Raw genomic sequence first — 14,111 nt, 5'->3', positions numbered from 1 at the left:
AGCTGATCCACCGTCATCGGGGGCAAGCCCCCTCCCACACTTTTGACCTCGTTCCTCCAGGGAAATTGAGTCAAGTCTATTGCTGCGGAGCGCTCTCCCCCATGAAGCACCCTGTCATCCTTGTCGTGCTCGACGGCCTGAACTTCGCGGTTGCCCGGCACGCCATGGGGCATTTGCAGGCTTACGTTGGCGCAGGACGCGCAGCCCTCTACACACTGGAATGTGAACTGCCCGCCCTGTCCCGCCCGCTGTATGAATGCATCCTGACCGGCGTTGCGCCGATCCAGAGCGGCATCGTCCACAACAACGTCTCGCGCCTGTCCAACCAGCGCAGCATTTTTCATTACGCCAGCGACGCCGGCCTGACCACCGCAGCGGCGGCTTACCACTGGGTGAGCGAACTGTATAACCGCAGCCCCTTTCTCGCCGCCCGTGATCGTCATACCGACGATCAGGCGCTGGCGATCCAGCATGGGCATTTCTACTGGAATGACCACTACCCGGACTCCCACCTGCTGGCCGACGCCGAAAGCCTGCGCCTTGCGCACGCGCCGGACTTTCTGCTGGTGCACCCGATGAACATCGACGACGCCGGCCACAAGCACGGCCTCGACAGCGCGCAGTACCGCAACAGCGCACGCTCGGCCGACATCATTCTCGCCGACTACCTGCAGGGCTGGCTCGACGCCGGTTACCAAGTGCTGGTCACCGCCGACCACGGCATGAACAACGACCGCTCCCACAACGGCCTGCTGCCGGAAGAGCGCGAAGTGCCACTGTTTGTGCTGGGCGACGCCTTCAGCCTGGATGCCAACGCCGCGCCGAAACAGACCGAGCTGTGCGGTACCGTCTGCGAGTTGCTCGGCGTGCACCACGACAAGCCTGTCTGCCGGGAGTTGCTCAAGTGAATGCCATGAATCGCGGCAAATGGCTGGCCTTGCTGTGCCTGGTGCCCTTCGCGCTGTTCTTTATCGTGTTCGAAATCGCGCCGTTGGCCTGGGTGCTGATCAACAGCCTGCAAACCGAAGACAGCGGTTGGAGCCTGGAAAACTTCACGCGTATCTTCAGCTCGAAGTTCTACCTGCAGGCGATCCAGTTCAGCCTCGAGATCAGTTTCTACTCCAGCGTCTTCGGCATCATCATCGCCACCCTGGGCAGTTACTCCCTGCGCCGGGTCGATTCGCCGCTGCGCAACTTCGTCACCGCCTTCGCCAACATGACCAGCAACTTTGCCGGCGTGCCCCTAGCCTTCGCGTTCATCATCCTGCTGGGGTTCAACGGCAGCATCACCATCATGCTCAAGCAGGCGGGGATCATTGAGGACTTCAACCTGTACTCGAAAACCGGCTTGATCATCCTCTATACGTATTTCCAGATTCCCCTCGGCGTGCTGCTGCTGTACCCGGCCTTCGATGCATTGCGCGAAGACTGGCGTGAGTCGGCCGCCCTGCTCGGCGCTAATGGCTGGCACTTCTGGCGGCATATCGGCTTGCCGGTCCTGACGCCTGCGCTGCTCGGCACCTTCGTGATTCTGCTGGCCAACGCCCTGGGTGCCTACGCCACCGTGTACGCCCTCACCACCGGCAACTTCAACGTGCTGCCGATCCGCATCGCGGGGCTGGTTTCCGGCGACGTGTCGCTGGACCCGAACCTGGCCAGTGCCCTGGCCGTGGTGCTGGTGGCGCTGATGACCGTGGTCACGGTGGTCCATCAACTGCTGCTCAAGAGGAGCTACCATGTCTCGCGCTGAAGCCGGCCCGGCGTCGCTCTACCACCGGGTGGTGGTGTACATACTGTTCCTGATCCTGGTGCTGCCGCTGGTGGGCACCTTTGTCTATTCAATCTCCAGCAGCTGGTCGGCCACCATCCTGCCCGCCGGTTTCAGTTTGAAATGGTACACGCAGCTATGGAGCGACCCGCGCTTCCTGATGGCTTTCGCGCAATCGTTGCTGGTGTGCGTGGGCGCGCTGGTCCTCTCGGTGGTGCTGATCCTGCCGCTGCTGTTCGTGGTGCATTACCACTTCCCCAAGCTGGATGCGCTGATGAACATCCTGATCCTGCTGCCGTTCGCCGTGCCACCGGTGGTGTCGTCGGTGGGCCTGCTGCAGTTGTACGGTTCCGGCCCCTTGGCGATGGTGGGCACCCCGTGGATTTTGATCGGCTGCTATTTCACCGTGGCATTGCCTTTCATGTACCGCGCGATCACCAATAACCTGCAGGCGATCAACCTGCGCGACTTGATGGACGCGTCCCAACTGCTCGGCGCCAGCACCTGGCAAGCCGCGATCTTCGTGGTTCTGCCCAATCTGCGCAAAGGCCTGATGGTGGCACTGCTGCTGTCGTTCTCCTTCCTGTTCGGTGAGTTCGTGTTCGCCAACATCCTGGTCGGCACCCGCTATGAAACCCTGCAGGTGTACCTGAACAACATGCGCAACAGCAGCGGCCACTTCACCAGCGCCGTCGTGATCTCCTACTTCTTCTTTGTGCTGGTGCTGACCTGGGCCGCCAATATCTTGAACAAGGACAAAAGCCAATGAGCTTCGTCAGCGTCCAACACCTGCAAAAAGGCTATGCCGGCACGCCGGTATTCAGTGATATCAACTGCGAAATCGCCAAGGGCGAGTTCGTCACCCTGCTCGGCCCGTCCGGTTGCGGCAAGTCGACCCTGCTGCGCTGCATCGCCGGGCTGACCTCGGTGGACAGTGGGAAAATCCTGCTGGACGGCCAGGACATCGTCCCGCTGAGCCCGCAGAAACGCCACATCGGCATGGTGTTCCAGAGCTATGCGCTGTTCCCCAACATGACCGTGGAGCAGAACGTTGCCTTCGGCCTGCGCATGCAGAAGGTCAACGCCGACGAGAGTCACAAGCGGGTGCAGGATGTACTGCAATTGGTGGAGCTCAAGGACCTGGCCGGCCGTTACCCGCACCAGATGTCCGGCGGCCAATGCCAGCGCGTCGCCCTCGCCCGTTCCCTGGTGACCCGCCCGCGCCTGTTGCTGCTGGATGAACCGCTGTCGGCGCTGGATGCCCGGATTCGCAAACACCTGCGCGAGCAGATCCGCCAGATCCAGCGCGAATTGGGGCTGACCACCATCTTCGTCACCCACGACCAGGAAGAAGCCCTGACCATGTCGGACCGCATCTTCCTGATGAACCAGGGCAAGATCGTGCAGAGCGGCGATGCCGAGACCCTCTATACCGCGCCGGTGGATGTCTTCGCAGCCGGTTTTATCGGCAACTACAACCTATTGGATGCCGACAAGGCCAGCCAACTGCTGCAACGTCCAATCAGCGGGCGCATCGCGATCCGCCCCGAAGCCATCGAACTGAGCCGCAGCGGCGAACTCGATGCGCTGGTGCGCAGCCACAGCCTGTTGGGCAACGTGATTCGCTACCGTATCGAAGCGCGTGGCGTGGAGTTGGTGGTGGATGTGCTCAACCGCAGCGCCGACGATCTGCATCCGGACGGCCAGCGCCTGGCACTTTCCATCGACCCCAGCGCCCTGTGTGAAGTAGCCTGAAGGGCGACGATTGACTGAGAGAGCAGACGGATGGCATTGGTAATTTTTGATCTGGACGACACCCTGATCCACGGCGACTGCGCCACGTTATGGAGCGCACAGATGGGCCGCCTGGGCTGGGTCGACCCTGAATCCTTCATGCGCAGGAACGACGAACTGATGGCGGCCTACAGCCGGGGCGAGTTGCGCATGGAAGATTTCATGGATTTCAGCCTGGAGCCGATGATCGGCCGCACCCCGGAAGAAATCGAACACTTGGTGGAGCCCTGGGTCGAGGACGTGATCGAGCCGCTGATCTATAGCGACGCGACCAAGACCATCGCCCGGCACCGCGCCAATGGCGACCGGATCCTGGTGATTTCCGCCTCGGGTACGCACCTGGTCAAGCCGATTGCGGCGCGCATCGGTATCGACGAAGTGCTCGGCATCGAGCTGGATGTCAGCCATGGCGTGTACAGCGGTGGTACGGTAGGCGTACTGACTTACCGCGAAGGCAAGATCACACGGCTGCTGGCGTGGTTGGAGCAGGAAGGTGAAAACCTGGAGGGCGCGTATTTCTATTCGGATTCGCGCAATGACCTGCCGTTATTGCTCAAGGTGGACCATCCGCAGGTGGTCAACCCGGACCCGGTACTGCGCGAACACGCAGAAAACGCCGGCTGGCCGATCCACCATTGGGTCTGAACCCCCCGGGATCCCCCTGTGGGAGGGGGCTTGCCCCCGATCGCGGTCTATCAGATGAAACATTCTTCACTGATACACCGCCATCGGGAGCAAGCCCCGTCCCACTCTGGAATTCAGCGCGATGAGCGTTCGCTGTCACCTCAGGGATGCGAACTTGGCCTACATCCCATGTAGGAGTGAGCTATTCCACGACTCGACATGCCCCTCAACGCCTTGCAATGCTTTCACAGTGCCTCCATAGTGAGTCCGGACTGAGCCCGTAGCAGTAGCGCCGGGCTTTTTGCATTATGCGACCGGACCATATGGAACCGGCTCCCTCAAAGACGGCCTAATATGCGTTATCAATTGCCCCCGCGTCGAATCAGCATGAAGCATCTGTTCCCCAGCACCGCCCTCGCTCTTTTCATTGGTCTCGGCTTCGCGTCGATGTCGACCAATACGTTCGCAGCCAATAGCTGGGACAACCTTCAGCCTGATCGCGATGAGGTGATTGCCAGCCTTAACGTCGTCGAGTTGCTCAAGCGCCATCACTACAGCAAGCCGCCGCTGGACGACGCGCGCTCGGTGATCATCTACGACAGCTACCTCAAGCTGCTGGATCCGTCGCGCAGCTACTTCCTGGCCAGTGATATCACTGAGTTCGACAAATGGAAGACCCAGTTCGACGATTTGCTCAAGAGCGGCGACCTGCAGCCTGGTTTCACCATCTACAAGCGTTACCTGGACCGTGTCAAAGCGCGTCTGGACTTCGCTTTGGGTGAGCTGAACAAAGGCATCGACAAGCTCGACTTCACCGAGAAGGAAACCCTTCTGGTGGATCGCAAGGACGCCCCTTGGCTGACCAGCACCGCCGCACTCGACGACCTGTGGCGCAAGCGCGTCAAGGACGAGGTGCTGCGCCTGAAGATCGCTGGCAAAGAGCCTAAGGCCATCCAGGAACTGTTGACCAAGCGCTACAAGAATCAACTGGCGCGCCTGGACCAGACCCGTGCCGAAGACATCTTCCAGGCTTACATCAACACATTCGCGATGTCCTACGACCCGCACACCAATTATCTGTCGCCAGATAACGCGGAAAATTTTGATATCAACATGAGTCTGTCCCTGGAAGGCATCGGTGCCGTCCTGCAAAGCGACAATGACCAGGTCAAGATCGTGCGCCTGGTACCGGCAGGTCCGGCGGACAAGACCAAGCAGGTCGCCCCGGCCGACAAGATCATCGGTGTGGCCCAGGCCGACAAAGAGATGGTCGATGTGGTCGGCTGGCGCCTGGACGAAGTGGTCAAGCTGATCCGCGGACCCAAAGGCAGCGTGGTGCGCCTGGAAGTGATTCCGCACACCAATGCACCGAACGACCAGACCAGCAAAATCGTGTCGATCACCCGTGAAGCGGTGAAGCTCGAAGACCAGGCCGTGCAGAAGAAAGTCCTCAACCTCAAGCAGGATGGCAAGGACTACAAGCTGGGCGTGATTGAAATCCCGGCCTTCTACCTGGACTTCAAGGCCTTCCGCGCCGGTGACCCGGACTACAAGTCCACCACCCGCGACGTGAAGAAAATCCTCACGGAACTGCAGAAGGAAAAAGTCGACGGCGTGGTCATCGACCTGCGCAACAACGGCGGCGGTTCCCTGCAGGAAGCCACCGAGCTGACCAGCCTGTTCATCGACAAGGGCCCGACCGTGTTGGTGCGCAACGCTGACGGCCGTGTCGACGTGCTGGAAGACGAGAACCCGGGCGCCTTCTACAAAGGGCCGATGGCATTGCTGGTCAACCGTCTCTCGGCCTCGGCTTCGGAGATTTTCGCCGGCGCCATGCAGGACTACCACCGCGCGCTGATCATCGGTGGGCAGACCTTCGGCAAAGGCACCGTGCAGACCATCCAGCCGCTGAACCATGGCGAGCTCAAGCTGACGCTGGCCAAGTTCTACCGGGTTTCCGGGCAGAGCACCCAGCATCAGGGCGTACTGCCGGACATCGACTTCCCGTCGATCATCGACACCAAGGAAATCGGCGAGAGCGCCCTGCCCGAAGCCATGCCGTGGGACACCATCCGTCCTGCGATCAAGCCGGCGTCGGACCCGTTCAAACCGTTCCTGACCCAGCTCAAAGCTGACCACGACACGCGCTCCGCCAAGGACGCCGAGTTCGTCTTCATCCGCGACAAGCTGGCCCTGGCCAAGAAGTTGATGGAAGAGAAAACCGTCAGCCTCAACGAGGCGGATCGTCGCAAGCAGCACGCCGACATTGAAAATCAACAGCTTGTCCTGGAAAACGTGCGCCGCAAGGCCAAGGGCGAAGAGCCGCTCAAAGAGCTGAAGAAAGAAGATGAAGATGCACTGCCCACCGAGGCAGATAAAACCAAGCCGGAAGACGACGCCTATCTGGCCGAGACCGGTCGCATCCTGCTGGACTACCTGAAAATCACCAAGCAGGTGGCCAAGCAGTAAATGATGGCAATTTAATGTGATCGCTCCTCGGAGTGTCATCATATAGACATCATTCTGTCGTGAAATAAAGGACCGCAGGCTTCACGCATGCGGTCCTTTATTTTCGCTCGAGATTGCCATGACCATGACCGAACAGCTGGATGCACTGGGCTCTATCCTGGCTCAAGGCAGTTTGCACAGCCTGTTCCAACCCATCATCTGCTTGTCTGAACGGCGCGTTCTTGGCTACGAGGCCCTCAGTCGCGGCCCGTCCAACAGCCCGCTGCATTCCCCCGTCGCGCTGTTCTCCATCGCCAGCCATGCCGGGCGCCTGAGCGAACTGGAAATGGCCTGCCGTGCGAGCGCCTGCCGACGCTTCAGCGAACAAAAGCTGCCGGGCAAGCTGTTTCTCAATATCTCGCCGGAATCCCTGATGGAGACGGCGCACCAACCGGGACGTACGTTGCAGCTGCTGCGCGACTTCGGGATTGCCCCCAGCCAGGTGGTGATCGAACTCACCGAACAAACCCCCACCGATGATTTCCAGCTGTTGCAGACCGCGTTGCATCATTATCGCGACATGGGCTTTGCCATCGCCCTGGATGACCTGGGCGCCGGTTACTCCAGCCTGCGGTTGTGGTCGGAGCTGCGCCCGGATTATGTGAAGATCGACCGGCACTTTATCGACGGCATTCACCAGGACGCCCTCAAGCGCGAATTCGTCGGCTCGATCATGCAGATCGCCAAGGCATCCCGCGCCCAAGTGATCGCCGAAGGGATCGAACTGCCGGAAGAGTTGGCGGTGTTGACCGACATGGGCGTCGATCTGGTCCAGGGCTACCTGCTTTGCCGGCCCCAGGAACAGCCGCCGCAAGAAGCACGCTTGATGCTGCCCAAGCCGGATAACGCCAATATCGCCCTCAGTGAAGAAGGCAGTGACCTGAGCGCCCTGCTCAATGAACAGCCGGCGGTGGACCAAAACACCGCAACCGCCCAGGTGCTCGAATCCTTCCGCCGCCAGGCCAATCTCAACTCACTGGCGGTGCTCGATAGCCGCGGCCACCCGGTCGGCATTGTGCATCGACACTCGCTGTCGGACGCGCTGCTCAAACCGTTCGCTACCGACCTGTTCGCCCGCAAACCGATCAGCCGCCTGATGAGCGATGACTTCCTGGCCGTGGAGTTGAGCCAGTCCCTGCAGCAGGTCAGCCGCTTGCTGACCAGCCGCGCGCGGCAACGCATTGAAGAAGATTTCATCATTACCTTGAACGGTGATTATCTGGGGCTGGGCCGGGTCATCGATGTGCTCAAGCTGATCACCGAGCTGAAAATCCAGCAGGCGCGTTATGCCAACCCGCTCACCCTGCTACCGGGCAACGTGCCGATCCAGCAATGCCTGACGCGTCTGTTGCAGCAGCAGCGTGAATCGGTGATCTGCTACGTGGACATCGACAGCTTCAAGCCATTCAACGATATCTACGGTTATGGTCGCGGGGATGAGGTGCTGTTGTGCCTGGCGCAGTGCCTGAACGACCGGGTCGACCCCAGCCGCGACTTTGTCGGGCATATTGGCGGGGATGACTTTTTACTGGTGCTGGGCCCGCAGGACTGGCGCAAACGCCTCAATCAACTGCTGGATGACTTTCACACCCAATGCCGGCGCTTCTACCGCGCCGAGCACCTCGATGCCGGCTGCTTCGTCGCACTCAACCGCCAGGGCGTACGCCAGGAGTTCGCATTACTTTCACTGTCGATTGGGGTGGTGCATTTGTATCCACAGGCCTGTGCGCAACTCGATGCCAGCCAGTTGGCGGAACTGGCGTCGCAGGCCAAGCACCATGCCAAAGCAGTGGCCGGCTACAGCATCCATGTGATCGACAGCATGGACCTGCTGCCCGCTTAGGCTTCGGCGGATTCCGGGTATTCGTACTCGAACACCCGCACCACCTCCGAAGCGTGCCAGGAGGCGGCGGCTACGCCGTCGGAAGGCCCGCTGAAACGCCCCAGGCGCTCCACACATTCAAAGAACCCCGTACGCGGCAGGCGGCTGGCGCCCTGGCTGATCACCAGCGAGCTGCGCAGCGGCTGCTCGGCCTTGGCGTCCAGCGCCGCCAGGTGCTCCAGGGCGGCGGCCAGGGTCTGCATCGCCGGCGTCGGGAACTGCAAGCGCTCGAGCAGCGCACGGTAGGTCAGCAGATGGCGCTGGCGGCGTGCCTGGTCCAGTTCGTTGAGTAACCCATCCCAATGTTGACGGCTGATACGTAGACTCACGATTCTTCCCTCCAACCTGCAACGCCCAATTCCCAGGCCAGGCTGCGGCGAATGGCGGCATCCGGCTGGCGTTCACCCGTTTCAATCAAACCCAGGTACGAGGGGCTGATACCCACCGTGCGCGCCAGGGTTTCGATGGCCAGGCCCTTGGCTTCACGCAGGCCGCGCAGGGCTGCGAGCGGGCGCAGGTCCTGGTCGGTGACAGTGGGTGCGGCAGGGGAAGGAGCGAATGTGGGGGGTTGCTGACCGGCCGCTTTTAGCAGCGCCTGGTACTGGTCCCATGGCAACACCGCATATTCGGGTTCGCCATTGCGTGAAATGATCTGGATATCCATGACTGCCCCGTAGGATAAAAACACTTACTAAGTAAGTTCTTTCCTTAGAAGTGTAATCCTAACAGCCACAGAGGTCGCAGAGGATAGTCAATAGCATTAGTTTTTTTGCGGATTTTCCCGGGCGAGCAGCTCGGGCGTGGCGGGCAGGCGCTCGACCACGGCCAGCTTTTCCGGGCGCTGCGCGTCACGCCAGGCACGAAACGCGCTCAGCTCGCCGCTCAGGGTCTTCATGACCCATGCCAGCACGGCGATGTCATCGAGCATGCCGAACATTGGGATAAAGTCCGGGATCGCGTCAATCGGACTGAGGAAGTACATCAGCCCCGCCACCACCGAGATCAACGCCTTGGGGCTGATCGCCCGATATTCGCCGCGCCAGTAGGCCAGGCACAGGGCCTGGAGCAACTTGAGATCATCCTTGAGCTGGCCCAGGCGATTGCCCTGGCTTGAGCCCTTGGCAGCGACCGCGAACAGCAGCGTTGGCAAACGGCCACGCCCGAGCAGACGTGCGGCCATAGGCAGGAAGCGGGTGAAATTGAACGGTGGTTTCATGGGTCACTCCAGTTCCATACGACAGAAAGGTTATCCACACAAATTGTGGATAACCTTGTGAACAGAGCCTTTTTTCATGGCTGAAAGCCACGGACTACAAGGCTTGCAGTCAGATCGGGCGTTTTTTGCGCACATCAAAAAAACCCAAGATTTCATTGACTTGGCAGGCGTGTGCGGCTACCCGTGCTCGAGTTTTATATCAGACTGCTTCAGGTTGCGGACGTTCGTTTGGATTTGCCCGGGCGTTGTGCGGCGGCTCGCGAGCCTCACCGGGGGTTTGCAGCGCCTCAAACTCCATAAACGACAACGCCCCGTCGAAACGGGGCGTTGTCTGTTCAAGCGCCGATTACTTCTTGGCGGCAGGTGCAGCAGGTGCAGCGGGTGCGGCAGCGGCGTCAGCCTTGGCTGGGTCCTTGATGGCCAGCAGCTCCAGGTCGAATACCAGCACAGAGTTGGCTGGAATCGTCGGGCTCGGGCTCTGGGCGCCGTAAGCCAGGTCGGACGGGATGTACAGCTCGACCTTCTCGCCTACGTGCATCAGTTGCAGGCCTTCGACCCAACCTGGGATCACACCGCTGACCGGCAGGTCAATCGGGCTGCCACGGTCTACGGAGCTGTCAAAGGTGGTGCCGTTGGTGAGCTTGCCGGTGTAGTGAACAGTCACCACGTCGGTCGGCTTGGGCTGGGCGCCGTCGGCTTTCTTGACGATCTTGTACTGCAGACCGGAAGCGGTGGTGACGACGCCGTCTTTCTTGGCGTTGTCTTCGAGGAATTTCTTGCCGGCTGCGGCCGACTCTTCGCTCATTTTGGTCATGCGCTCTTCAGCGCGCTTTTGCAGCGCGGCAAAGGCTTCAACCAGTTCGTCGTCCTTGAGCTTCTGCTCTTTCTTGCCGACCGCATCTTCAATGCCTTGGGCTACCGCTTTGGAGTCCAGGTCATCCATGCCTTCCTGGGCAAGGCTTTTGCCCATGTTCAGGCCGATGCCGTAGGAAGCTTTTTGCGCCGGGGTTTTCAGCTCTACGCTGGTCTGCGAATCACAACCCGCAAGTACCAGGCTAACCAGGGCCACCGCCGCCGCCAACCGATGCTGTTTCATGCTATTTCCTTGTTCATGCGCCAAAAGGGCATTCGAATAAAGTCGCGAGCTTATCAGGCGGCCACGACCAATGGCTACCGGCATGTGAGCAGGAAACGTCTGATAAGTTCACGTGTTTAAAAGCATTTCATCCATGATGAAGGCCCGCGACGGATCGTGGGACGGCCACTACCAGGCTCATGGCCACTTGCCGCACCCTTGGCGTAGTGGCATAACAACGTGATAACTCGACAAGGATAGTTAACTTGCGCATTTTTTCCCGTGTTTTCCTCGTGATCCTCATCGCCCTGGGCCTGATTCTGGCCGTGGTGCTCTACTACATCGTCAACCCCAAGCTGCCGGATTACGTGCCCGTGGAGCAGGTGCACTACCAGGATCAATGGAGCGCCGCCGACCGCCAGACCTACTACTTCACACCCCAGGGCACCCAGGTCAAAGGCCTGCACTACGACTGGTTCAGCGCCCTGGAGCTGCCGTTTTCCGAGCGCCGTTTTGCCACGCCTGAGTACCTGGCCCGTTTCGGTTTCCTGGTCGACCCCAAGCAAGTGCCCACCACGCAAAACCCCGGCAACCTGCCTGTAGGTTTCGCCCGGCATAAAAATGCCGGCAGCGACGTTGAATACCTGGATATCACCTGCGCCGCCTGCCACACCGGTGAGTTGCACTTCAAGGGCCAGGCCCTGCGCATCGACGGCGGCTCAGCCCAGCATGTGCTGCCGTCAAGCGTGCCGACCTTGCGCGGCGGCAGTTTCGGCCAGGCCTTGGTCGCCAGCCTTGCGGCGACTTATTACAGCCCATGGAAGTTCGAGCGCTTCGCCCGCCAGGTCCTGGGCGACCGCTACGAAGCCGAGCACAGCCAACTGCGCCGGGACTTCAAACAGTCGCTGAACAGGTTCCTCAAGGTCGCCTGGAACGATACCCACCGTGGCCTCTACCCCACCGAAGAAGGACCGGGGCGCACCGACGCCTTCGGCCGCATCGCCAATGCCAGCTTCGGCGATGCCATTTCGCCGCAGAACTACCGCATCGCCAACGCCCCGGTGGACTACCCGCAGCTGTGGGATATCTGGACCTTCGACTGGGTGCAATGGAACGGTTCGGCCCAGCAACCCATGGCACGCAATATCGGTGAAGCCCTCGGCGTGGGCGCGACCCTGGACTTCTTCGACGCTGCCGGCCAGCCTTTGCAGGGCGACGCGCGCTACCCGTCCAGCGTACGCGTGCGTGATCTGAACCTGATCGAAGAAACCTTGCAGCGCCTCAAGGCGCCCACCTGGCCCGAAGACCTGTTCGGCGCCATCGACAAACCGCTCGCCGCTCGAGGCCGCGCACTGTTCGCGGAAAACTGCGCCGGTTGCCACGTGCCCAGCGCCATCGCGGACAAAGGTCGCCCGGTGCAACAATTGAAGATGCTGGCGGTGGACTACATCGGCACCGACCCCAGCACCGCCAACAACATTGCCGACCAGCGCTACGACCTCAGCGCCCTGCAATGGGATCCAGCGGAACTGGCCACGCTCAATGTGCAGCTGCACCCCACACCAACCAAGCCACTGGACCCCAAACACCTGTCCGTGGCCCAGGGCCTGGCATATGTCACCGCGCTCGTTGAAGAACACGCCTACCGCGCCGCAGGCGTGACTCCTGCCGAACGCCCCGGCCTGGATGGGTTTGGCCTGCCCATCGGGGTCAGGGAATTACGTGCTTACAAAGCCCGGCCGTTGGCGGGCGTGTGGGCCACCCCGCCGTTCCTGCACAACGGTTCCGTGCCGACGATTTACCAGTTGCTTTCACCCCAGGATGAACGCAGCAGCACCTTCTATAAAGGCACGTTCAACTATGATCCGCGCCATCTCGGCTTTGAGACCGACGCGTTCAAGAATGCCTTTGTGTTCGATACCAAAATTACCGGCAACCACAACAGCGGCCACGAATTCCGTGCCGGCCAGCGTGGCAACGGCGTGATCGGCCGGGGCTTGCTCCCCGAAGAACGCTGGGCGCTGCTGGAATACCTCAAAGTGCTGGGCGGCCCGCTGGAGCAACAGTTGCCATGATGATCCGATCACCCCACAAGGAATCCTCCATGCTCGCGCGTATCTGGCTGCGTCTCGGCGCCTTCGTTGGCAAAACACTGCTGTGGCTGGTGGGCCTGGGCTTGCTGGTATGGCTGGCCGCGAGCCTGTGGTTCGCCTGGCAGCACAGCGGCCCGGTGTCGCCGGACGAACAGATCCCTCCAGGTGAAGCCGCCATGACCCAGGGCATCATTCAGACGGCGGTACGCATCGTCGACCAGCACCGCGAAGGCACGCGCTACCTGCGCGATGCCCATGCCAAGGCCCACGGCTGTGTGAAAGCCGAAGTCAGCGTGCTGGCCGACCTCGACCCGGCCTTGCGCCAGGGTGTATTCGCCGAGCCGGGCAAGACCTGGCATGCGACGATGCGCTTGTCCAACGGCAACGCGTACCCGCAATTCGACAGCATCCGCGATGCCCGCGGCATGGCCATCAAACTGCTGGATGTACCGGGCAAACAGCTGATGGCCGATCAGCAAGCGCGCACGGAACAGGACTTCGTGATGTTCAGCCACCCGAACTTCTTTGTCAGCGACGTGGCCGAATATGCGCAGAACATCGGGGCCCAGGCGGATGGCAAGAAAGTGCTGGCGTTCTTCCCCAAGGCCGACCCACGCACCTGGCAGATACGCCATCTGTTCATCGCCCTGGCAACCCTCGCCCCCGCCCCGGCCAGCCCGACGCAGACCACCTACTTTTCGGTTTCGCCTTACAAGTTCGGTGCGGCCAACGCCAAGTTCCGCGTCGCCCCCGACCCGCAAAGCTGCCCGGAATATACGTTGCCCAAACAGAACCAGGACCTGCCGAACTTCCTGCGCAGCGCCCTGAACCAGCAGCTCTCCACCGACCGCGTACCGGCGTGCTTCGTGTTACAGATCCAGCGACAGAACCCGCAGACATTCATGCCCATCGAAGACACCAGCATCGAATGGAAGGAAAGCGACGCACCTTTTGAAACCGTGGCCAAGGTGCGGGTTCCGGCGCAGGACTTCGACACGCCTGCGCTGAATCTCGCCTGTGACAACCAGTCATTCAACCCCTGGTTCGGCGTGGAAGAACACCGCCCCATCGGCGGCATCAACCGGCTGCGCAAGGCGGTGTACGAGGCCGTCAGCGATTATCGCCACAGCCGCAACGCACCGTAGGCTCGG

The 14,111-nt window shown here is 60.9% G+C and carries 13 protein-coding genes; 9 read left to right on the top strand and 4 right to left on the bottom strand.

Annotated elements, in window-relative coordinates; all coding sequences use genetic code 11:
- Positions 1 to 101: 101 nt before the first annotated feature.
- The 7 genes from C4J86_RS09680 (at position 102) to C4J86_RS09650 (ending at position 8,537) form a co-directional block, all read left to right on the top strand.
- Positions 102 to 908 carry an alkaline phosphatase family protein gene (locus C4J86_RS09680; protein WP_124370221.1) on the top strand — a complete coding sequence of 269 codons (807 nt, stop codon included), beginning with the start codon at positions 102 to 104 and terminating at the stop codon, positions 906 to 908.
- Between the two features lie 5 nt (positions 909 to 913).
- Complete coding sequence (locus tag C4J86_RS09675) at positions 914 to 1,750, top strand: ABC transporter permease subunit (protein WP_164485241.1); 837 nt, start codon at positions 914 to 916, stop codon at positions 1,748 to 1,750.
- Positions 1,737 to 2,537: an ABC transporter permease gene (locus tag C4J86_RS09670; protein ID WP_124370219.1), complete on the top strand. Its 801-nt coding sequence runs from the start codon at positions 1,737 to 1,739 to the stop codon at positions 2,535 to 2,537. Before C4J86_RS09675 ends, C4J86_RS09670 begins: the two co-directional genes overlap by 14 nt.
- On the top strand, positions 2,534 to 3,523 hold the full coding sequence (locus C4J86_RS09665) for an ABC transporter ATP-binding protein (RefSeq protein WP_124370218.1): 990 nt from the start codon (positions 2,534 to 2,536) through the stop codon (positions 3,521 to 3,523). The genes C4J86_RS09670 and C4J86_RS09665 overlap by 4 nt, the downstream gene beginning before the upstream one ends.
- A 30-nt stretch (positions 3,524 to 3,553) precedes the next feature.
- Entirely contained in the window at positions 3,554 to 4,207 is a 654-nt protein-coding gene (locus C4J86_RS09660) for an HAD family phosphatase (protein WP_124370217.1), read from the top strand.
- 366 nt (positions 4,208 to 4,573) lie between these two features.
- Entirely contained in the window at positions 4,574 to 6,655 is a 2,082-nt protein-coding gene (locus tag C4J86_RS09655) for a carboxy terminal-processing peptidase (protein ID WP_177412744.1), read from the top strand.
- A gap of 118 nt (positions 6,656 to 6,773) precedes the next feature.
- Positions 6,774 to 8,537: a bifunctional diguanylate cyclase/phosphodiesterase gene (locus C4J86_RS09650; protein WP_124370215.1), complete on the top strand. Its 1,764-nt coding sequence runs from the start codon at positions 6,774 to 6,776 to the stop codon at positions 8,535 to 8,537.
- Here the strand turns inward: C4J86_RS09650 and C4J86_RS09645 are convergent.
- The 4 genes from C4J86_RS09645 to C4J86_RS09630 all read right to left on the bottom strand — a co-directional run bounded on the left by C4J86_RS09645 (position 8,534) and on the right by C4J86_RS09630 (position 10,888).
- Positions 8,534 to 8,905, bottom strand: coding sequence for a hypothetical protein (locus C4J86_RS09645; RefSeq protein WP_005786715.1), 372 nt, complete (start codon positions 8,903 to 8,905; stop codon positions 8,534 to 8,536). The two genes, C4J86_RS09650 and C4J86_RS09645, sit on opposite strands and share 4 nt — an antisense overlap.
- Positions 8,902 to 9,240: a helix-turn-helix transcriptional regulator gene (locus C4J86_RS09640; RefSeq protein WP_124370214.1), complete on the bottom strand. Its 339-nt coding sequence runs from the start codon at positions 9,238 to 9,240 to the stop codon at positions 8,902 to 8,904. The genes C4J86_RS09645 and C4J86_RS09640 overlap by 4 nt, the downstream gene beginning before the upstream one ends.
- A gap of 96 nt (positions 9,241 to 9,336) precedes the next feature.
- The gene (locus C4J86_RS09635; RefSeq protein WP_124362037.1) at positions 9,337 to 9,792 is read right to left on the bottom strand and encodes a YkvA family protein; all 456 of its coding nucleotides are present in this window, start codon (positions 9,790 to 9,792) and stop codon (positions 9,337 to 9,339) included.
- 346 nt (positions 9,793 to 10,138) lie between these two features.
- On the bottom strand, positions 10,139 to 10,888 hold the full coding sequence (locus C4J86_RS09630; protein WP_124370213.1) for an FKBP-type peptidyl-prolyl cis-trans isomerase: 750 nt from the start codon (positions 10,886 to 10,888) through the stop codon (positions 10,139 to 10,141).
- Positions 10,889 to 11,133: 245 nt separating this feature from the next.
- On the opposite strand from C4J86_RS09630, the gene C4J86_RS09625 reads away from it, so the two are divergent.
- Together C4J86_RS09625 and C4J86_RS09620 are read left to right on the top strand one after the other, a co-directional pair.
- Positions 11,134 to 12,942, top strand: a complete 1,809-nt coding sequence (locus C4J86_RS09625; RefSeq protein ID WP_124370212.1) for a cytochrome c — start codon at positions 11,134 to 11,136, stop codon at positions 12,940 to 12,942.
- Positions 12,943 to 12,971: 29 nt separating this feature from the next.
- Positions 12,972 to 14,105, top strand: a complete 1,134-nt coding sequence (locus tag C4J86_RS09620; RefSeq protein WP_124370211.1) for a catalase family protein — start codon at positions 12,972 to 12,974, stop codon at positions 14,103 to 14,105.
- Positions 14,106 to 14,111 lie beyond the last annotated feature (6 nt).

It is taken from the genome of Pseudomonas sp. R2-7-07 (assembly GCF_003852355.1).
GTDB lineage: Bacteria > Pseudomonadota > Gammaproteobacteria > Pseudomonadales > Pseudomonadaceae > Aquipseudomonas.
The sequence above is the reverse complement of the archived record's forward strand: the minus strand, read 5'-3'. Positions and strand labels throughout refer to the sequence as shown.

Coding starts and splice junctions, on each gene's coding strand:
- C4J86_RS09680 (WP_124370221.1), top strand. CDS start 102: ATGAAGCACCCTGTCATCCTTGTCGTGCTCGACGGCCTGAACTTCGCG.
- C4J86_RS09675 (WP_164485241.1), top strand. CDS start 914: ATGAATCGCGGCAAATGGCTGGCCTTGCTGTGCCTGGTGCCCTTCGCG.
- C4J86_RS09670 (WP_124370219.1), top strand. CDS start 1,737: ATGTCTCGCGCTGAAGCCGGCCCGGCGTCGCTCTACCACCGGGTGGTG.
- C4J86_RS09665 (WP_124370218.1), top strand. CDS start 2,534: ATGAGCTTCGTCAGCGTCCAACACCTGCAAAAAGGCTATGCCGGCACG.
- C4J86_RS09660 (WP_124370217.1), top strand. CDS start 3,554: ATGGCATTGGTAATTTTTGATCTGGACGACACCCTGATCCACGGCGAC.
- C4J86_RS09655 (WP_177412744.1), top strand. CDS start 4,574: ATGAAGCATCTGTTCCCCAGCACCGCCCTCGCTCTTTTCATTGGTCTC.
- C4J86_RS09650 (WP_124370215.1), top strand. CDS start 6,774: ATGACCATGACCGAACAGCTGGATGCACTGGGCTCTATCCTGGCTCAA.
- C4J86_RS09640 (WP_124370214.1), bottom strand. CDS start 9,240: ATGGATATCCAGATCATTTCACGCAATGGCGAACCCGAATATGCGGTG.
- C4J86_RS09635 (WP_124362037.1), bottom strand. CDS start 9,792: ATGAAACCACCGTTCAATTTCACCCGCTTCCTGCCTATGGCCGCACGT.
- C4J86_RS09630 (WP_124370213.1), bottom strand. CDS start 10,888: ATGAAACAGCATCGGTTGGCGGCGGCGGTGGCCCTGGTTAGCCTGGTA.
- C4J86_RS09620 (WP_124370211.1), top strand. CDS start 12,972: ATGCTCGCGCGTATCTGGCTGCGTCTCGGCGCCTTCGTTGGCAAAACA.